Source organism: Paraburkholderia bannensis (assembly GCF_014200455.1).
Lineage (GTDB): Bacteria > Pseudomonadota > Gammaproteobacteria > Burkholderiales > Burkholderiaceae > Paraburkholderia > Paraburkholderia bannensis_A.
The window spans coordinates 366,725-385,931 of the sequence record NZ_JACHBW010000004.1; the positions used below are offsets into that span (position 1 = coordinate 366,725).

17 protein-coding genes and 2 pseudogenes are annotated in these 19,207 nt (G+C 63.4%); 8 read left to right on the plus strand and 11 right to left on the minus strand.

Annotated features, from left to right (window positions below; translation table 11 throughout):
• Positions 1 to 66: 66 nt before the first annotated feature.
• Positions 67 to 1,077 (plus strand): DUF2891 domain-containing protein, encoded by a 1,011-nt coding sequence (locus F4827_RS09570; RefSeq protein ID WP_183732103.1) that lies wholly within the window; start codon positions 67 to 69, stop codon positions 1,075 to 1,077.
• A 16-nt stretch (positions 1,078 to 1,093) separates the two neighbouring features.
• Here the strand turns inward: F4827_RS09570 and F4827_RS09575 are convergent, their stop codons facing one another.
• The 4 genes from F4827_RS09575 to F4827_RS09590 all read right to left on the minus strand — a co-directional run bounded on the left by F4827_RS09575 (position 1,094) and on the right by F4827_RS09590 (position 5,722).
• Positions 1,094 to 2,587 carry a chemotaxis protein CheW gene (locus F4827_RS09575; RefSeq protein WP_183732099.1) on the minus strand — a complete coding sequence of 498 codons (1,494 nt, stop codon included), beginning with the start codon at positions 2,585 to 2,587 and terminating at the stop codon, positions 1,094 to 1,096.
• A gap of 80 nt (positions 2,588 to 2,667) precedes the next feature.
• Positions 2,668 to 3,168: a chemotaxis protein CheD gene (locus F4827_RS09580; RefSeq protein ID WP_183732096.1), complete on the minus strand. Its 501-nt coding sequence runs from the start codon at positions 3,166 to 3,168 to the stop codon at positions 2,668 to 2,670.
• A complete protein-coding gene (locus F4827_RS09585) occupies positions 3,155 to 4,006 on the minus strand; it encodes a protein-glutamate O-methyltransferase CheR (RefSeq protein WP_183732093.1) in 852 nt (283 codons plus the stop codon). The genes F4827_RS09580 and F4827_RS09585 overlap by 14 nt, the downstream gene beginning before the upstream one ends.
• Positions 4,007 to 4,024: 18 nt before the next feature.
• On the minus strand, positions 4,025 to 5,722 hold the full coding sequence (locus F4827_RS09590; RefSeq protein ID WP_183732090.1) for a methyl-accepting chemotaxis protein: 1,698 nt from the start codon (positions 5,720 to 5,722) through the stop codon (positions 4,025 to 4,027).
• Positions 5,723 to 6,567: 845 nt separating this feature from the next.
• Between F4827_RS09590 and F4827_RS09595 the strand changes: the two genes are divergently transcribed.
• Complete coding sequence (locus tag F4827_RS09595) at positions 6,568 to 6,987, plus strand: hypothetical protein (protein ID WP_183732087.1); 420 nt, start codon at positions 6,568 to 6,570, stop codon at positions 6,985 to 6,987.
• 20 nt (positions 6,988 to 7,007) lie between these two features.
• On the plus strand, positions 7,008 to 7,535 hold the full coding sequence (locus F4827_RS09600; RefSeq protein ID WP_183732084.1) for a YMGG-like glycine zipper-containing protein: 528 nt from the start codon (positions 7,008 to 7,010) through the stop codon (positions 7,533 to 7,535).
• Positions 7,536 to 7,718: 183 nt separating this feature from the next.
• On the opposite strand, the pseudogene F4827_RS09605 reads toward F4827_RS09600, so the two are convergent.
• A pseudogene (locus F4827_RS09605) lies at positions 7,719 to 10,841 on the minus strand (transglycosylase domain-containing protein); the annotation flags it as partial.
• Between the two features lie 322 nt (positions 10,842 to 11,163).
• Between F4827_RS09605 and F4827_RS09610 the strand changes: the two are divergent.
• Both F4827_RS09610 and F4827_RS09615 read left to right on the plus strand, forming a co-directional pair.
• The gene (locus F4827_RS09610) at positions 11,164 to 11,496 is read left to right on the plus strand and encodes a hypothetical protein (RefSeq protein WP_183732078.1); all 333 of its coding nucleotides are present in this window, start codon (positions 11,164 to 11,166) and stop codon (positions 11,494 to 11,496) included.
• A 254-nt stretch (positions 11,497 to 11,750) separates the two neighbouring features.
• Positions 11,751 to 12,026: a hypothetical protein gene (locus F4827_RS09615; RefSeq protein WP_183732142.1), complete on the plus strand. Its 276-nt coding sequence runs from the start codon at positions 11,751 to 11,753 to the stop codon at positions 12,024 to 12,026.
• A gap of 127 nt (positions 12,027 to 12,153) precedes the next feature.
• Here the strand turns inward: F4827_RS09615 and F4827_RS09620 are convergent.
• Both F4827_RS09620 and F4827_RS09625 read right to left on the minus strand, forming a co-directional pair.
• A pseudogene (locus F4827_RS09620) lies at positions 12,154 to 12,294 on the minus strand (type II toxin-antitoxin system HicB family antitoxin); the annotation flags it as partial.
• A gap of 30 nt (positions 12,295 to 12,324) precedes the next feature.
• A complete protein-coding gene (locus F4827_RS09625) occupies positions 12,325 to 13,041 on the minus strand; it encodes a response regulator transcription factor (RefSeq protein WP_183732071.1) in 717 nt (238 codons plus the stop codon).
• Positions 13,042 to 13,445: 404 nt separating this feature from the next.
• Between F4827_RS09625 and F4827_RS09630 the strand changes: the two genes are divergently transcribed.
• Together F4827_RS09630 and F4827_RS09635 are read left to right on the plus strand one after the other, a co-directional pair.
• Positions 13,446 to 14,747, plus strand: coding sequence for an MFS transporter (locus F4827_RS09630; protein ID WP_183732067.1), 1,302 nt, complete (start codon positions 13,446 to 13,448; stop codon positions 14,745 to 14,747).
• A 130-nt stretch (positions 14,748 to 14,877) separates the two neighbouring features.
• Positions 14,878 to 16,359, plus strand: a complete 1,482-nt coding sequence (locus F4827_RS09635) for an MFS transporter (protein WP_183732064.1) — start codon at positions 14,878 to 14,880, stop codon at positions 16,357 to 16,359.
• Between the two features lie 69 nt (positions 16,360 to 16,428).
• Here F4827_RS09635 and F4827_RS09640 read toward each other — a convergent pair whose 3' ends face one another.
• The 3 genes from F4827_RS09640 to F4827_RS09650 all read right to left on the minus strand — a co-directional run bounded on the left by F4827_RS09640 (position 16,429) and on the right by F4827_RS09650 (position 17,600).
• Positions 16,429 to 16,698: a hypothetical protein gene (locus F4827_RS09640; RefSeq protein WP_183732061.1), complete on the minus strand. Its 270-nt coding sequence runs from the start codon at positions 16,696 to 16,698 to the stop codon at positions 16,429 to 16,431.
• 69 nt (positions 16,699 to 16,767) lie between these two features.
• A complete protein-coding gene (locus tag F4827_RS09645) occupies positions 16,768 to 17,199 on the minus strand; it encodes a DoxX family protein (protein ID WP_183732058.1) in 432 nt (143 codons plus the stop codon).
• Positions 17,200 to 17,438: 239 nt separating this feature from the next.
• Complete coding sequence (locus F4827_RS09650) at positions 17,439 to 17,600, minus strand: hypothetical protein (protein ID WP_183732055.1); 162 nt, start codon at positions 17,598 to 17,600, stop codon at positions 17,439 to 17,441.
• 223 nt (positions 17,601 to 17,823) lie between these two features.
• Between F4827_RS09650 and F4827_RS09655 the strand changes: the two genes are divergently transcribed.
• Positions 17,824 to 18,699: a helix-turn-helix transcriptional regulator gene (locus tag F4827_RS09655; RefSeq protein WP_183732139.1), complete on the plus strand. Its 876-nt coding sequence runs from the start codon at positions 17,824 to 17,826 to the stop codon at positions 18,697 to 18,699.
• Between the two features lie 80 nt (positions 18,700 to 18,779).
• Here the strand turns inward: F4827_RS09655 and F4827_RS09660 are convergent, their stop codons facing one another.
• Complete coding sequence (locus F4827_RS09660) at positions 18,780 to 19,100, minus strand: hypothetical protein (protein ID WP_183732053.1); 321 nt, start codon at positions 19,098 to 19,100, stop codon at positions 18,780 to 18,782.
• Positions 19,101 to 19,207 lie beyond the last annotated feature (107 nt).

A 19,207-nucleotide genomic window follows, 5' to 3' on the forward strand; every position in this document is an offset into this window, starting at 1 on the left:
TGTCAAAGCTGATTTCGCGCTAAGCTGGCAGGCGTTTTCATCCACGCATCCACCGATGCCGACGCCATGCACAGCACGCTTACCGCCACGCTTGCCTCACGCTTCGCCTCGCTCGCACTCGCGCATCTGACGCGCGAATATCCGAACAAGCTCACGCATTCGCTAGCCGGGCCGCAGGACGTGCTGGGGCCGCGCGCGCTGCATCCCGTGTTCTACGGCAGCTATGACTGGCATTCGTGCGTGCATGGCTATTGGCTGGTCGCGCATCTTCTTGCGCGCTTCCCGGATTTGCCCGAAGCGCCGCGCATCGTCGCCGTAATCGACGAGCATTTCACCGACGAGAAAATGGCCGGCGAGCGCGCCTATCTCGACCTGCCGCACAACCGGGGCTTCGAGCGCCCCTATGGCTGGGCATGGCTACTCGCGCTCGCTGGACAACTGCACGGCATGCAGACGCCGCAAGCCGCGCGCTGGTCGCACACGCTCACGCCGCTCACCGAGGCGTTCGTTGAACGATTCGAGGAATTCTTGCCGAAGGCGACTTATCCGCTGCGCGTGGGTACGCATTTCAACACGGCGTTCGCGCTCACGCTGGCGCTGGATTTCGCCCGGCTGACCCAGCGCGATTCATTAGCAAAGCTGATTGAATCTACGGCGCGTCGTTGGTACGAACGCGATGCGAATTGCCAGGCGTGGGAGCCTTCGGGCGACGAATTCCTTTCACCCGCGCTGATGGAGGCGGTGTTGATGAGCCGCGTGATGGGCGTCGATGAATTTGCCGCATGGTTTGCGCGCTTTCTGCCGACGCTTTCCGGGCGCGAGCCCGCCACGCTATTCCTGCCCGCCACCGTCACCGACCGCAGCGACGGCAAGATCGCGCATCTCGATGGATTGAACCTGAGCCGCGCATGGTGCCAGCGCACGCTCGCCCGCGTGCTGCCCGAAGGCGACACGCGCATCAAGGTGCTACAGGAAGCGGCGCAAATGCATCTGGATACCGCGCTCGCGCACGTTGCGGGTGACTATATGGGCGAGCACTGGCTCGCCTCTTTTGCCACGCTCGCTCTGGAAGCGTAAGAGACCTGAAGAACGCTCAGGCTGCCGCTGCTTCCATCGCCACACGCTCGCATACCGAAACGGGATCGAGGAGCATCAGCGTGCCTTGCCCCGGCAATTCCACGGCTTCGCGCATGTCGCTGCGTACGTTGACGCCCGCGCCGCGTGTGAGCATGGTGGGCATCGTCAGTTGCGCGCCACCCTTGAGCGTGACGATGTCCTCGACCGAATCGACCAGCAGGCCGTACTTCTCGCCGTTGTGCTCGACAATCAGAATCTTTGCGCGCACGAGGTCTTCGTAAGGCGGCATCGCATACATGGCGCGCACATCGATCAACGTCACGATCTTGCCGCGCAGATTCAGCACGCCGCGCACGAATGGCGGCAATCCCGGCGTCCTGACGATGTCGTCGCGATAATCGATCACCTCGCGCAACTCGGTAATGCGCACGCCCACCAACTGGCCGATACGGAACGTCACAATGGTCTGGCGCGTGCCGTTGCCGCGCTTTTGCGCAGCCGTGGCGGCCTCCGTGGCCTTGCGATAGAGGTCCCGATGGCCTGCCGCCACCGCCGCGATGCGCGAGTTCTCATAGAGCGCATCGGCGCTCACCAGCAGCACGCCCGCCACGCCGTCGCTAGCCAGATAACCGGCAAACAGCGAGCGGTGTTCGGCACCGTAGGACGGCATCGGCAGAATCTGGTCGTCGCGATAGGCGACGATGCTCGCCACCTCGTCCACCAGCAGTCCGAAGTAAAGCTCGTCGCGATGCAGGACGACAATGCGACGCTCATCGGCAAGGACTTCGCAATCGGGCGCACGCGCAAAACCCAGAAAGCGCCCGAAGTCCAGCACCGGAACGGTCGCCCCGCGCAGATTGAGCATGCCGATGCAAACATCGTCGGCGAACGGCGAGTGCTGCAAAGCCGGCACGCGGATGATTTCCTGAATCGCGCCCATCGGCAATGCCAGCGCCGTGCCGCCCACCTTGAACGAGACGTTCTGGCGGCGCTGCCCCTGCTGGACACGTCGTTCGGTTGTGCGCGCAACCGGCTCGGCGAGATGCGGCACGTCACGCAGTTGCAGCAGCGCGGCGGCGGAAAGCACCTGCAAAATGCGCTCGCCGCCGTCGAGTTTCAGCACCGCGCCGATTGCCGAAGGCGCGCTGCCCTCCACCGTTTCGATGGAGATCACCTGATCCTTTGGCACCCGCAGGATTTCGCCGGTGGCGTCGAATTGCAGGCCCACGCGCGCATGCGCTGTTTCGACGATGGCGATCTTGCGCACGCCCGTCGCGACTTCAGCCGGCAGATTCAATAGCTGGCGCAGATCGACCACCGGAATGAGCGTGCCGCGCAGATTGAACAGGCCGAGCAGATACGGCGGCGCGAGCGGCACGGGCGTGAGCGTACCGGGATGATTGACCACTTCCTGAAGCGCGGTCACGGGCAGCGCGAGTTCCGTTCCCGCCAGATGAAACGACCCGTATAGCTCAAGCTGGCCGGCGCCGGCCAGCGAACGATGATTCATCGTCAAGCTCCGTTTGAGTTGCGCGTTGTGATGCCGAGATAGTGCGCGTATGCGTGCAAATTGCGTACACTGAGCGCCGGTCAAGTCGGGCGCGAAAAACGGCGCACCGCGTAATGCGGCTGTTCGCTGTCGATGGTGAGTTGCCGCCCGCACTCGCCGCCCACGTCCATATGCACGACGCGCACGCCTGCCCCCGCCAGCACCTGCTGGGCCATACGCACGTTGAGGTCGCCGATCGGCTCGTGCAGCGTGGTGCGGTGCTGCATCATATTGGCCCCGCCCGCGAGCACGGCTTCGATTTCACCGTCGGGCGCGCTTTGCGCGCCCATCATCGAAATCAGCGCGGGCAACGCATCGATCACGTACTTGGCGCCGTTGCCGAGTTGCGCACCGGGCACCGCGTAGCGCGAGTGTCCGACCGGCTGCGGCAAGAGGCAATGCGCGAGACCATACGTGCCGCGCGCACGCCACAACAGCCCGATGCCCACGCACGACCCCAAGGTCGCGCGCAGCACGCGCGCATCGCCGCCGCTGCTCACCGCGAGCTCGCACATCCTCACCTGCAGGTCACGCGTGCTCATGGTCGCGCTCCTCACGGTGATCGCCGATGCGATAAATCAGCGGTTGCTCGAACGTAAAACCCGTAGAGACGCGGCTGAGCGACTCCGACTCGCCGACGATCAGAATCGCATCCGGCTTCATCGCGCGGCGCACATTGGCAAGCACTGCCTGTTGCCCGTCGAGATCGAAATAGATCAGCACATTGCGCAGCAGAACCAGATCGAACTGGCCCAGTTCGCGCGGCACGCTATAGAGGTTGTGCTGCCGAAACGAGACGTGCGTGCGCAGCGCATCGTTGACCGTCGCCCGCGCGCCTTCGCTGCGGAACCACTTTTGCAGCAGCGCGGGATGGTTGGCGCGCAGGCCCTCGATGCTGCGGCCCTGGTAGCTGCCGGCCCGCGCACTGGCTAAAATGCCGTCCGAAATATCCGTGCCGACGATGGCGTAACGAAACGCCGCCTCGCGCGCACGAAACTCTTCGCACAGCATGGCCGTGGTCCAGGCTTCCTCGCCGCTCGACGCCGCGGCCGACCACACGCGCAACGGCGTGCCCGCATGCGCCGCGTACCACTGCGGCAGAAACGACTGCGCAAGGTATTCCCAGATGCGCGGCGTGCGAAAGAACGAGGTCTCGTTCGTCGTCACGAGGTCGATGAAATCGCGCACTTCCTCGCTGCTCGTATCGAGCACCTGAAGATAGTCGCGATAGTCCGGCAGGCCGAGCGCCATCACGCGGCGGCGCAAGCGGCCCTTGAGCATGGTCCACTTGCGCTCGTTCATGGCGATGCCGGTATGACGGCGCACCTGTTCGATCAGCGCACGCTGCACCGATGCCTCGACATCCTTATCGATATCCATTGCCGTGCTCCCCGGGCGTCAGACAACGAAGCGCGCCACCGTCTTGTCGAGGCCTTCGGCGCCGCCCTTGAGGGTGGCCGCCGCACGGGCAATGGTGTCGCAAGCGCCGGCCGACTTCTCGGTCTCCTCGGCGACCTGCTGGATCGCCGCGGCCACTTCGCGCGCAGCGATCAATTGCTCGTCCGCGCCGCAGGAAATTTCGGAGATCGCCTGGGTGGTGCGGCTCACGCCGCTCAGGATGCGCTCGAACGCTTCGCCAGCCTGTTTCGATATTTCGCTGCCTTGCGCCACGCGCTTGACCGACTCGTTGATGAGCTTGGAGATTTCCTTGGTTGCCTGCGAGGAGCGCTCCGCGAGCTTGCGCACTTCGTCGGCGACCACCGAGAAGCCCAGGCCGTGCTCGCCCGCGCGCGCGGCTTCGATTGCCGCGTTGAAAGCAAGCAGATTGGTCTGGCTGGCGATCTCGCCAATAACCTTGATGATTTCGCCGATATCTTCCGACGAGCGGTTGATCAGCTCCATCGCTTCGATCGAGCGCGTAACGGCCTTCGAGCCGCGCTCCGCTTCCTGCTGCGTGTCCTTGGCGAGCTGGTCGGCGCCGCGCGAGTTATCGGCGATCGAATTGATCGAGGCGGTCAGTTCTTCGATCGAGGCGTTCATTTCCTCGACGGTCGCACCCAGTAGCTGTGCGCCGCCCGCGACGGTATCCGCGCGCGCCGCGATGTCCTGCGATGAATCCTTGAACGTGCCCGCCGACTCCACCACCTTGCCGATCACGCCCGCGAGGTCGCTCATCATGCTCTTGATCCCGGCAGCGAGCTGGTCGATCGGCTCATCGCCCTGCACCTCCACTTCGCCGGACAGGTCCCCTGCCGCTGCTTTGCGCACGGTTTCGAGCAGCTTTTCGACCTTGCGCTGATCGTCTTCGGCGCGGCGCTTGACGCTCTCTTCCAGTTCGACCTGCGCGGTCACGTCGTTGGCGAACTTCACGACCTTGTAGAGACGGCCGTTCATGTCGAAGATCGGGTTGTAGGTCGCCTGGATCCACACCACGCGGCCGCCCTTGCCGATGCGCTTGTAGCGGCCCATATCGTATTCGCCGCGATTGAGCTTGGCCCAGAACTCGCGGTATTCGGGCGCGGCCACATAGGTTTCTTCGCAGAACATGCGGTGATGCTTGCCCTGGATTTCATCGAGACGATAGCCAAGGGTGTCGAGAAAATTCTGGTTCGCCTGCAGCACGATGCCGCTCGTATCGAATTCGATCACGGCCTGGGCCTTGTCGATCGCGCGCAAACGTCCGGCGGATTCGGCGTGCTCCTGCTTGGCCTGGGTGATGTCGGTGGCGAACTTGATGATTTTGTAAGCGCGGCCTTCCTTGTCCAGCACCGGGTTATACGAGGCGTTGATCCAGATCTCGCGGCCGTCGCGCGCCACGCGCCGGTATTCGCCACGGTCGAATTCGCCGCGACCAAGACGTTCCCAGAACTGGCGATATGTCTCGCTGCAGGCATATTCAGGATCACAGAACATCCGGTGGTGCTTGCCGCGCACTTCTTCCAGCGTGTAGCCGAGCGTCTTCAGAAAATTATCGTTGGCGTGCAGGATGATGCCCTGCAGATCGAATTCGATCACTGCCTGCACCCGGTTCAATGCGGCACTTACCGCGCTCAGCTCGACCAGTTCGAGCTCACGGTCCGGCGTCGAATGTTCCATTGTTTTCCCTCGTAGTTTTGTGGTTCGCGAGACGTCGCTATTCGGGCGATATCACGCGTAAGGCCTGCAAGCCATTGCTTTCATTGCAGGCGCTCTCTCAGTGCATTTTGTAATGTATTTAATACCGTTCGGTCTCGCCGAATCGTTTTAAGACATGGAATCCATCGCCAATAAACCGGCTTTCCCTACCAACGCTATAACGGCCCGGTCAGTATAGGGCTTGACCAGGGGTTTTCTCTAAGGCAAACGTTCTCGCGCCCGTATTTTCGCGCCTCGACGTGGAGCGATTTTTATTCGATTTCAATAATTTCCAGGAAAATGGCATACGGTGAAAATATAGGGTCAAAAATTCGCTCGCGCCGCAATGCTTTGTATGTCGGCGCTGCAATTCGCAGGCTGTAGTTTCAATAAAGGCCATCGTCGACTAGTGACAAATTCACTATCCGGAACATAAAGCACGGAATACGACTGTTCGGGCTGACCGAACGCGAATATGCAAATCGCAAACCGTGGAGGCGCGTTGCCGTTACGCTGCATCGCGAGGGACATCACCATGTCCAATTATTACAAGACACTGCCGCGCGAATTCGGTCCTTTTCGAGCAGGCGGAAGCACGATACCGATGGATCGCGCCACGAAGCCGCAGCTTGCGCGCCGTTCGCCACGCCGCGCCGCGCCGCCATGCCCTGGTTCTCTTGCCGCTGTAACAACTCGAAAAAACAGCGCAACTCCCGTAATTGCCTTGCGGTCTACGATGGCTTAGCGTTGGAAGATGCAAGGGCGCGACCGTGCGGGACTCCGTCCGCCAGCCCGATTGCCCGAACCCATCCGTTCTGGAGAACGTTGTGAGAAGGTCGAAATTGATACTTGGGGCTGCCGCGCTTGCTGCCATCGCCTGTGCGAGTGGCGCGGCGCAGGCGGCGCGCGTCGGCGTCTTCATTGGCGGCGGTGTGCCTTATTACTACCCGGTTGCACCCGTGCCGTACTACTGGGGACCGCCGCCGCCCGTGATCGTCGCGCCGCCGCCCGAAGCGCCGGACTACGTCGAGCAAGGACAGCCGCAAACATCCGCAGGTAATTATCAAGGCAATTATCAAGGCAACTACCAGGGTAGTGGCCAGCCAGGGCCGGCCGATTCGCCCAGCGCCAGCGAAAACAGTGACACCTGGTACTACTGCGATGCGTCCAAAACCTATTACCCGTACGTGAAGCAGTGCTCGTCGGGCTGGCGCTCGGTGCCGGCCCAACCTGCGCCGTCGAACTGATTGACGAGATTGAACCGCACATGAAACCGACTTATTTCGCACTGCTCGCCGCGGCTGGCCTCGTGAGCGCGTGCGCCGTGGTGCCGACGGGACCGAGCGTGATGGCGCTGCCTGGCACCGGCAAGAGCTTCGACCAGTTCCGCAACGACGACTACAACTGCCGCCAGTTTGCCTTCCAGCAAACCGGCGGCGTGTCCACCAACCAGGCGGCCACCAACTCGGCAGTGGGCAGCGCCGTGGTGGGGACCGCGCTTGGCGCAGCCGCTGGCGCTGCGTTCGGCGGCGGCCAGGGCGCGGCCATCGGCGCGGGTGCGGGTCTGCTCGCCGGCAGCGCCGTGGGCATGGGTAACGCGCAGGGTTCGGCGTGGGATGTGCAGCGCCGTTACGACTACGCCTACCTCCAGTGCATGTATGCGAACGGCAACCGCATTCCGGTCGCGGGCCGCATGCAGACGCAGCAGCCGTATCAGACTTATCAGCCCCAGCAGCGTTATCTGCCGCCTCCGCCGCCGGGATCGGCGCCCCCGCCGCCTGCAGGCGCGTACTAATGAGAAAGGCCTGAAACGCCGTAAGACGTTCAGGCCTTTGTCTTTGCGGCATCGCCTCCGCTTAAGCAGGCATCAATTTCCTGCCCATACCTTCGTCGATGATTCGGCATCCGAATAGAATCCGGGCATCGTGCTGCTCCAGCCGGGATTCGAGGCACGTGTGAGCTGCGTCCAGCTAACCTGCTGCGTCGCCCCTGTATCGGTGTCGATCAATGTCACTTGCGGCGGCTGGGTCGCGCTCTTGAGCTTGCCGTCCTTCGGTGCGCTCTTGTCTTCCAGCAGTGGTTGCAGCACTGGCGCCAGCGACTTCAGCAATTGCACGGAAAGCGCGCTGGTAAAGGTGTAGCGCGCCGCATACGGCTCATGCACCCACGCCGTCAGCGTGCCGTAGAAGCGGTCGCCGATCACGAAGACGAAGGTCGCGCTGCGATTCACCTTGCGCGATTCGATAAGGCGCGCACCCGGCGCATAGACGTTGAAGCGCTGGTCGCCCGTCCCCGTCTTGCCGTAGACCGGCAGCATCTTGCCGTCTGGCATCGGCATGCCGTCGGCGAGACGTTTGGCCGTGCCGCCCTCCACCACCGAGCTCAACAGCTCGCGCGTCACCTTGGCGATCTGCGGCGAGATCAACGGCTGCGGCGGCGTGGACGCATGCACGAAGCGCGTTTCATACGGCGTGCCGCGCGCGAAATCGAGCGATTCGAAGCTATGCGTCGGCAGCTTTTCGCCATCGCTCGATACGAGGCCGATCAGATAGGCAAGCGCCGCTGGACGATCGCCCGATGCGCCAATCGCCGCGCCATACGAGGGCGTAATGCTGTCGAACGGATAGCCCAGCGCACGCCACGACTTGCCGATCGCATCATAGGCCTGCAACTCGATCATGCGGCGAATACGGCGGTCCTGCGTCGCGTGATAGCGCGTCTTGAACAGCCACTTGTACGTATAGAGACGCACGTCGCGGCTTTGCTGTTGAATCTGCGCGAGCGTTGCATCCGGATGCGCGCGCTGATAGTTGAGCAGCCACAGTTCGAGCGGATGGATGCCCGCGATATAGCCGCGATCGTTGAGGTTGAATTTGTCGATCGCGTACTTGTCGTAATACTTCGCGAGATCTTCGTCGTCCAGCCACTGGAACTTCGTGTTCTTGAGCTGCGCGCGCATCTGCGCATTGAACCAGTCCTGCTTGCCGTCCGGGTTCACGCTGCGCAGCACGGTGGCGATGCGCGCCGGGCCTTTACGGGTGTGTTGCAGCAGCAGCGCCAGCGCGTCGTCATGGCTCTTGCCCTGATAGCGCATATAGAAGCGCTTCATATAGACCTGGCTTTCGCCATCGACGAATTGCGTGAGGTAGCGGTTGCGCGCCACCGGATCGTCGAGCCACGCCGAAGGCGGCCCGGAAGTCTGAATCATTTCGTAGTGCACGATATCGCGCATCAGGCGCACGAACACCAGATTCACCGAATGCTGGAAGGCCCGCTGCACCGTGAGAATCTGCGCGTTGTCGCTCGATTCGAAATTGTTGAAGCTCTGCGCGCCGCCGCCTGTATAGAAGGTCTCGCCGGGATTGGCCGAATACTTGCGCTGCACGGCCTCTTCAAGCATCGCATCGATCGAACGGTCCTGCGTCTTCGACAGATAGTCGATCGCCCAGCGCGTGAGCGCATCGCTCGGGTCGACCTGCGGCAGCATTGCGCGCAGCGTCTTCGCATCTTCGTTGGCGTATTTGTCGTGCAACGCGGTGACGATCTGTAGATACGTGATGATCGTGCGCAGCTTGGCCGTCGACCCCAGATTCAGACGCGCGCCCGAATTGATGTCGAAGGGCTGGTTGACGCTGTCGGTCTGCACGCGCACGAGGTTTTCGCCGTTGGCGCGCTCGAACAGCGTGAAGCTGTAGGCGATCTTGGAGGGATCGTCGGACGGGCGCAGCATCTCGAAACCCACGAGGCCCGCTTCGCGCGCGCCGTCCCTGGTCGCGGCATCGGCGAGACGGTCGCTCACGGCCTGCTGCACGGCGTCGTCGAGCGTGGCCGTGGCCGTCAGGTCCAGGCGGTCGAGGTCGTAGAGCGTCTTCAGACCCAGCGCCTGCATCAACTGCGTACGCAACGTCAGCACCGCCTTGCGATCCACATAGGATGCGGCAGGGCGCGGCGCGGGCTTCGAGCGATCGAGCGTGAGCTGGGTGGCCAGCGCGGCGTCGCGCAGTTCGGGCGAAATCACATGGCCGCTGCCGAGCAGACGCAGATAACTATCGGTGAGCCTGGCGAGCGCGTCGTTGTTCTTCTGCAGGAAATACGAGGGCGCGCGCTGCGCGATCAGCAGCGAAAGCACCTGGCGGAACGCGAGCGCCTGTTCGTCGAGCGTCGCGCTCGACACCGGTTCGCGCAGGATACGGTTCACGTCGCGAAAATCGCGCCCATACCAGGCCGCGAGACCATCGCCTAACCCACTCACCTCGCCGATGCCAGCCTTCGCCGAGAGCGGTACTGAATTCAGGTAGTGGACCAAAATCTGCTGGCGCGCGGGCATCGTCTGCGGGCCATCGAGATAGGCGCGCACGGAGGCGGATGCAATCTGTCGCAGTTTCTCGGGCGGCGTGGCGGTGCGTCCGCCCGCCGAGTGGCGGAACTTCTCGATCTGCGTCGCGAGCGTGCTGCCGCCCGGCGTCTGCTGATGGCGATCGACGATGCGCAGGCCCTGATCGACCAGCGCGCGGCTAAAACGCCCCCAGTCGATGGCGGGATTGCGATTCGGCTGGTCCGCCGCCAGCAGATATTTATCTTCGATGAAGAGCAGCGAATCGCGCACGAGCGGCGGCACGGCGTCGAAGCTCTCATAGGCGCGCTGCGGATAGCGCGTGTGAAACAGCGTGCCGCCATTGGCGTCGCGCAGCACGATGCCGGCCTGATCCTTTTCCTCGAAGGGCAGGAAAAGGCCGTCCTGGGCGAGCTGGATCATCCGTTCTGAATCACGCGCCTGCGCCGCGATGGTGAAACCGCGCTGCGTGAGCCGCTCGGTGAACGACGGCAACTGCGCGTAGCCCAGCCGCACGTCGTAGGGACCGTTGGTCGTGGGAAATTGAATGTTGTGACTCGGCCCGCTTTCGACTGTAAAGCCGATGTCGCGTGTGAGTTCGGAGAGATAGCGCGCCTGGAGCCGCGAGGTATCGATCTCGATCTGGACGATGCGCGCCAATATGACGATGGCAGCCAGAAACGCGACAATGAAGCCCCATTTGACCCAGCGCCAGATCGAACCGGCACCGGTGGCGCGAACAGGAAAACGGACCGACGGGCGGCTCATGGTTATTCTCCCTGACGTCGCGTCAGATCGCGGAGTACACCTCTGGAAGATAGTCTATCTCGCCCGCTGCGTTCGTGTGCGCTCGCAATGCGCGTCGAATACAAGAGTCGCATGCTCGCAACAGGCGTGCCCATGCGTTTCGACATGCACGCGCCGCAATCCGACACCTGCGCGCCATCTGCAAGCCATTTCCACGCCTTCCGCCGCCAGATTGGTGTTTTCACCGCCCCATCAATGTGCGCGAACCCACGCCGGCATGCGACGTGCTGCCGATATAATCTTCGGTCCCCCAGCCGCCAGCGGCCCACGCATCAGGAGCCCTATGAAGAAGCTAGTCGTGCCCCTTGCCATTTCACTCACGCTCGGCGCTTGCGCCTGGTTTCAAAGCGATCCGGATTCGGGTCAGCCCGTTATCGATTCGACGACCAACCGTTCGGTTCGCGATGTGATTTCCTGCCTGACGGTGGAAGCCACCCGGCATAACTCCAGCTTCAGCACGACTTCGTTGCCGCAAGGCGAAATGCTCGATTTCGGCGACTCGAACGTCATCAAGGTGCGCGCCGACAACGGCGCCACCACCTATCGCTTCTACGCGGGCAAGCGCCACGCCTCAAACCTCTGGATCGAGGGCGCGAGCAAGACCTGCGCGCCCTGAGCGTGGGTATCCCATTCCCATCCGTTTGTCGCGTATGCCTTCTGTAATCGGGGATTGGCGTCTCGTGAAAGGCACGCGGCGCAAACCCTGTGACATCGGCTTACGCGCCGTACTACACGCCGTAACGCCATGTAGTACGGCGACACATTTTCGCGGGCGGGTTTTAAGAATCGTTTAAGACTTCGTCCGCATCATCGCGTCACCCATAAGAAACGCAGCAGGAGGTGCCCGTGTACTGGACAGGTTCGAAGCAATTGGCAACAAAGACAGCAAGCAGCGAACAGGACGCCAAGCCGACCAAGCCGGGCAAGCGCACGATCCTGCGCCGCCTGCTGAGCCATCATGAGCTGGCCACGTTGCTGGTGCTGCTGCACGCGCCCATCGACGCGCACGCGAAGCCCGAGATCTCGTCGCTTCAGGAAGCGGGTCTGGTCGAGCAGGTTCCCGGCGATGCCACCGCAGGCGCCACGCAGATCCGGCTGACGCCCGAAGGCAATGCAGTCCTGCAGGGACTCGGCCTCGCACGTTGATGTGATGCATCGCGACGGGTGGATGATCCACGGTCGGCGCGCACAGTCACCACGAATAGCAAAACGGCGGCACGCTCAAAGCGTGCCGCCGTTTTTTTACCTGCAGCTTCCTTGCAGCCAGGGCAGATCAATCCGGTGCAAGCGCTTCCAGGGCGGCGAGCGCAAGCAACCCGCTGCGCGTTTCATGGCGTTGCGCCACAGAGGCATCGATCTTATGCAAGACGAAGCGAGGAAGGCCGGTGTTGATGCTTTCAGGCTTCGCCGCCAGGTTCCCCATGGCGGAACTCGTGTTCCGCCCTCAAGCCGCCACGCGCTCAAACGGCGCTTCTTCCTGCAGTCGCAGCAAACGGTAGCCGCTCTTATAAACCGGCTGCAGGCGAAAACCATTGTGTTCCTCGATGTCGAGCAGCACGCGCAGGCGTGAAACATGACTGTCGATCGTGCGCGTGAGCGTATGCAGCTCGCGCCCCCAGACCATCGCGTAGATATGGTCGCGCGACAGCACCCGGCCGATGTTGGCGAAAAACAGCGAGGCCAGCCGATACTGCGTAGTCGACAGATCGACGGCATTGCCATGCACCGTCACCAGCTGGCGACGCATGTCGAAATGGTAAGGGCCGGCGTCGAGCATCGGCATTTCATAGCGCTCGGGGAAAGCCCGCCGCAGCAACGCATTCACGCGCGCGCGCAACACCGATGCGCCCACCGGCAGGCTCACGTAGTCGTCGGCGCCGACGGAGAACGCGCGCACCACGCTATCGTCCGAAGCGTCTTCGGAGGCGAACAGCACCGGGATCTGGCTGCCGTTCACGGCGCGCACCGTCTTCAGCAGATCCGTGCCCGAGAACCGCGTGCCCTGCCAGTCGAGCACCAGCATGTCGACGGTGGACGCGGCCAGCGCCTTGGCCAGCATGATGCCGTCGCTGAACGGCAGGCAGGCGTGCCCACTCTGCGTGAGCGCACGTTCGATCTGCTCGCGTTGGGTGGCGTCGCGCTGAAGAATCGCGATACGCATAAGGAAACCTCTCAAATTCGGAGAGTGCAATTCTGTGGAGAAGTGCAAAGGCCGCCCATAAGAGGAGTCTGAATTGCGGCGCGGTGCGTCTGGTTTGCGCATTTGCGTCAACGCGCCGTCATTCGCTGCGCTCACGCCTGCCACGCCAGGTGCATCGTCGGCTTCCGGTAAAATCGCCGTCTGGCTAGAAGTCGTCGACGCGCGCCCCCTCCCTGGCCTACCCGGCCCCGCGCGCGCCGTTCCCCGTGCCCACCCGCGCCCGCCTTCCGACCGCCGCCGTCCGACGCGCCATCCGCGCGTACGCCGGCGTGACGCCAACCGGCTTCAAATCAGCCAAAAATCGGCTAAAAATCGACCTCCAGTCGACATCGATAACAATTTCACGGTATCTGGACATTTCGGAAATGCAGGCAACGGATCTGGACGCTCGCGCGAGCGCCCCGGCGCGCACGCTCGCGCGCAGCGACTACAAGACACTCGGCCTCGCCGCTCTCGGCGGCGCGCTGGAGTTCTACGACTTCATCATCTTCGTGTTCTTCGCTCCGGCGATCGGCCAGTTGTTCTTCCCGGCGGCGATTCCCGACTGGCTGCGCCAGTTGCAGACCTTCGGCATTTTTGCGGCAGGCTATCTGGCGCGTCCGCTCGGCGGCATCGTCATGGCGCACTTCGGCGACCTGCTCGGGCGCAAGCGCATGTTCACGCTGTCCGTGCTGCTGATGGCGCTGCCCACGCTCGCGATGGGCTGCCTGCCCACCTATGCGACGATCGGCGCGCTCGCGCCCGTGCTGCTGCTCGCCCTGCGCGTGCTGCAAGGCGCGGCCGTGGGCGGCGAGGTGCCGGGCGCATGGGTGTTCGTCTCCGAGCACGTGCCGCGCCGCCATACCGGCTACGCCTGCGGCACGCTGACCGCGGGTCTCACCTTCGGCATCCTGCTGGGTTCGCTGATCGCAGCAGCCGTCAATCATCGCTTTGCGCCGACGGAAATCGCCTCCTATGCGTGGCGCATCCCTTTCCTGATTGGCGGCGTTTTTGGCCTGTTTTCGGTGTATCTGCGCCGCTGGCTGCACGAAACGCCGGTTTTCGCGGAAATGCAGGCGCGCAAGTCGCTCGCCGACGAAATCCCGCTCAAGGCAGTGCTGCGCGACCATGGCCGCGCGGTCATCGTCTCGATGCTGCTGACGTGGATGCTCTCGGCCGCCATCGTGGTTGTGATCCTGATGACGCCGCCGCTGCTGCAGAAGCAATTCCATCTGGATGCGACCACGTCGCTGCTCGCCAACTGCGTCGCCACGGTGTTCCTCACCATCGGCTGCATCAGCGCGGGCGCACTCGCCGACCGCTTCGGCGCGCGCCGCGTGCTGTCGATTGGCGGCATCGCGCTGGCGATCTCCTACTACACACTTTTCCGTCAGATGTCCGTGGACAGCTCCATGCTGATGCCGCTCTATGCGGTGGCCGGTCTGCTGGTGGGCACGATTGGCGCGGTGCCCTTCGTGCTGGTCAATGCGTTCCCGCCCGTGGTGCGCTTCTCCGGCATCTCGTTCTCGTACAACGTCGCGTATGCGGTGTTCGGCGGTCTCACGCCCATCGTGGTCGCCTTGCTGATGAAGTCGCAGCCGCTGGCACCCACTTACTACGTCGCCGCGATCTGCGTGCTGGGCGCGCTGACTACGCTGTTCTTCAAGGACCCCGTGCGAGGCGATTGACCCGCTCCTTCGTAGCAGTCATCTATATAGTGGTAAAAACGGCGCCAGATCATGATCCGGCGCCGTTTTAACTTCGACCTTTCACGTCAGCCCGAAACGTCGTCGCAAGCCGCGTCCTAACATTGGACGCATGAAACCCGCACACACCACTCCGCCAGCCGCCCCTCATGTCCGCTTCACGCCCGCGCTCGCGCGCATCGTGGGGACGGTCAGCGTGGGTTTCGTCGTCACCCAGCTCGACGTCACCATCGTCAATATCGCGCTCGTGCGCATCGCCACCGACCTGCACGCGAACGTCGCGCGCCTGCAATGGATCGTCGATGCCTATACGCTGGCTTTCGCGGTGCTGATGCTCTCGGGCGGCGTGCTCGGCGACCGCTACGGCGCGCGCCGCATGTATGCGGTTGGCCTCGTAGTGTTCGCGCTCGCCTCGCTCGCCTGCGGACTCGCGCCCAATCCCGCCCTGCTGATCGGCGCCCGCGCGCTGCAAGGCGCAGGCGCCGCCGCCATGCTGCCGAATTCGCTCGCGCTGCTCAACGAAGCCTGCCGCCACGAGCGCTCGTTGCGGCCCCGCGCCGTGGGTTTCTGGACCGCCGCGGGCGCGATCTCGATTGCGGCCGGGCCGGTTGCAGGCGGCCTGCTGATCGCGGCGTTCGGCTGGCGCAGCATCTTTCTCGTGAATCTGCCGCTGTGCGCCGCGGGGCTGGCCGCCACGCTCGCCTGGGTTCCGGCCAAGCAAAAACATGCCGATACCGCGGCCAATGCGGCATCTGCGCAACGCCCGCGCAGTCTCGACGTGCGCGGCCAGTTGCTCGCCGTCATCGCGCTCACGGCCTTCACGGGAGCGGTGATCGAATGGCGGCCGCTCGGTTTCACGCATTGGGCGATCTGGGGCGGCCTGCTGCTGGCCGTCTTCGCGGGCGTGGCCTTCGTCGCTCAGGAGGCGCGCACGGCCGATCCCATGCTGCCGCTGGCGATGCTGCGCAACCGCACCTTCAGCGCGGCAGTCCTGTTCGGCATCTGCGTGAATCTGACCTATTACGGGACGGTCTTCGTGCTCGCGCTGTTTCTCCAGCATGCTCGCGGTCTGACGCCGTTGCAGGCGGGGCTCGCCTTCATCCCGCTCACCGGCGGCTTCCTGATCTCCAATATCGCCAGCGGCCATCTGGTGTCGCGCTTTGGCACGCGGTTGCCAATGATCGGCGGCGCGCTGGTTGCGGGGCTGGGCTATGCGCTGCTGATTCCCGTCGATGCGGGTACGCCGCTCGTCGCCATGCTGGCCGCCTTCCTGCTGATCCCGAGCGGCATGGGGCTCGCCGTGCCGGCCATGACGACGACGGTGCTGAGTTCGGTCGAGCCAGCCCGCGCCGGCACGGCTTCGGCGTTGTTGAACACGGCGCGCCAGGCGGGCGGCGCGGTGGGCGTGGCGGCATTCGGCGCGCTGACCGGTGGCGGCGCGGCCGCCGAAGTGACGGGCGGTCTGCATGCCGACGCCGGCATTTCCGGCGCGCTCCTGTTGATCGCCGCGTGCCTGGCCTGGACGATGCGCGCCGATTCCCCCCATTGCGCGCAGGCCGCACCGGCTGAACCGCGCCTGAAGACCTCGCGCTGAAAGAAAAAGGCTCCTCACGGAGCCTTTTTCAACTGGCGCACGGCGCAGCGCGCGAGCTGGCGCCCGCCTTTAGAGCGACGTCTCCTGGATGGCGCCAGTGCTCAGCGCACGTTCGATCAGTCCTTCGTTCTGCGCCTTCTTGATTGCGTGTGCGATCAGTTGCGCGGGTTCCTCAAGCTCTGCCTTGAGCGCGCCAAGCAGGCCCGAGGCGTCGAGGATAACCAGCGTGGTGGCCGTATCGGCGGTACTGATCAGCACGCGGCGCGTGCTGTCCTCTGCGAGGCTCGCGCAGAACTGCCCCGTCTTGCCGCCCACGTTGAAGTCGAAATTTTGTATCAAAGCCGGCTCCCTGTTTCATGTGGATTCAATGGATCGTATCCGTGATCGACCTGCACGACGCCGCGGCTTTCAGCCGCCAAAACCACCGCGCGGCGCGCGCAGGCCATCAATGGAAGCACGTCCCGCGCCCGTTACCGTCAAGAGCAGAAAACCGCCGGCAATTGCCACATTTTTCCAGAAGTGCACGACGGCATCCTGCTGCAAGGCGGCCTGGGTGACGTTCCAGAAATCGTGCCCGAGTATGGCCGTGACGATAGCGTACACGGCCAGCATGAAGGCGACGAAACGCGTGCGTACGCCAAATACGATCGCGAGACCGCCCAGTAATTCGATGGTGACAGCAACGGGCGCTGTGAACTGCGCGTAGGGCACGTTATGCGCATGCAGGTAGCCAACGAACCCCGCGTACCCCAATAGCTTCATCGCCCCGCCCCAGAGAAACAGTATCGCGAGCGCGAGTCGGGCGATGAAAATGATGAGGGAATCGGCGGGACGGGTCATGGAGGGCTCCGGTTTGCAATAACGCAGTGACCGTGTTAGCGCCCCACAGTTCCCCGGGCTGATGAATTACGCGAAATGGAATGAGGAAAACAAAGAGGGGCACACCGCGATTGCACCGCATGGGTGGCGCGGCCTTTAATTAGGATGGCGATATAAATGGTGTGCAATCGCGAGTCCGACGCGATGCCTCATCAACTGCGCGTTTACCCTCGTGAGCAGCGGCTCGCGACGGGCCAACGTTAGTGCTTGTGGCGCATGCCGTGCGGGCGGCGGCCATCGAGCCACCGGGTCAAGCGCTGCTCGATCGCACCCCGGCTGCGGCGCGAAATCGCCCACGACGCCGCGCACACCAGCACCATCACGGCCGGACCCAGCAGATAAGCAGCAACCGTTTCCCTCATGGCCGTCTCCTTCGCCAAGCCGCCAGATAGAGTGTGAGGATTAGATTCTAGGCGATCAAAAGTCGGCCGGTAAGCTGCCTGAGCGATCACCACACACGTTCTTTTGCACGGTTTTCTTATATCGTACCTATGGCGATATAGACCACCGAAATGCGCGCGCAGCAGGGCGGTATAACGGCGGCCTCAGGCAGTCTGCGGTGCGGCGCACATGACCTCGGAGGTAATGGATGACATGCGGCGTTTCGCTAGAATCGGCGCCATGAGCACACTCGTTCCCACGCCGTTTTCCCTTCCGGCGCTATCCGCAGGCGATGGCCGCCGCAGCGTCGGCGAGCTGTTGCGCGAATGGCGCGTGCGCCGCCGCATGAGTCAGCTCCTGCTCGCAACCGAAGCCGAAATATCGACGCGCCATCTGAGCTTCGTGGAATCGGGCCGCGCAACGCCAAGCCGTGAAATGGTGATGCATCTGGCCGAGCAGCTCGACGTGCCGCTGCGCGAACGCAACGCACTGCTGGTCGCGGCAGGCTATGCGCCGATGTATCGAGAGCGCTCGCTCGACGATCCACATCTGGCGGCGGCGCGTGATGCAGTGGAACTCGTGCTGCGTGGCCACGAACCTTACCCCGCGCTTGCGGTGGACCGGCACTGGAATATCGTGGCGTCGAACAGCGCACTCGCACCGCTGATCGGCGATGCGTCACCCGCGTTGCTTGCCGCGCCCATCAACGCGCTGCGCCTTTCGCTGCACCCCGAAGGCATGGCGCCGCGCATCCTCAACTGGCACGCCTGGCGCGCGCATCTGCTTGCCAGACTGCAACGCCAGATCGAGGCCAGCGCCGACGCCACACTAGCCGCACTACTCGACGAACTCGCCGCTTACCCGCGACCCGCGGGCGCGGAACCCGACACACACGAACCGCCCCGCCATCACATTGCGGTGCCGCTACGCATAAGCACGGCGCTTGGCGAATTGTCGTTCTACAGCACCACGACGGTGTTCGGCACGCCTGTCGATATCACGCTTTCGGAACTGGCTATCGAAGCGTTTTTCCCCGCCGATACAAAAACCGCCGAAGCATTGCGCGCAAAGCCGATTTAAAACCGTCGTTGTCGTTACAAAGGCGCTCTCTCAGACAGGGCGCCGGACGCGTGAGCCGTAAATCAATTCAGCAAGACGTTTCAATCCTCGCGGCGGCTGCCACGCCCGACAATGCCGCTGTCCAAGCCGCCGCTCCGCCCCTCGTGGCCGCTGCGCGAAGAACTGCGGCCCAACAGCACGCACTTCGGCTTGCCGACGTCGACGCCCGCGCGATTTCGTCTACGGTGCGGCCAACGCAAATTTGCCCGTCGCTTTGAGGCCCCGTTCCTCAAGCCGCGCCACGGCAGCGGCGCTTCATCGAGCGCGGCGAGCAACTGGGTTTGCGCCCGGCATTCAAGGGCCAGTTCCTTCCTTTCACGCGACGCGTCACAGCACAACAGAATGCGTTTAAAGCTGGCCATTTGCGTCTGCTTGCGGCATCAACCCAGACAGGGCGGGGCCTCCCCTTAATTTGCATCACATCATGACATAAAACGACGCCCGATTTCCAGTCACCTACGCTGCGAAA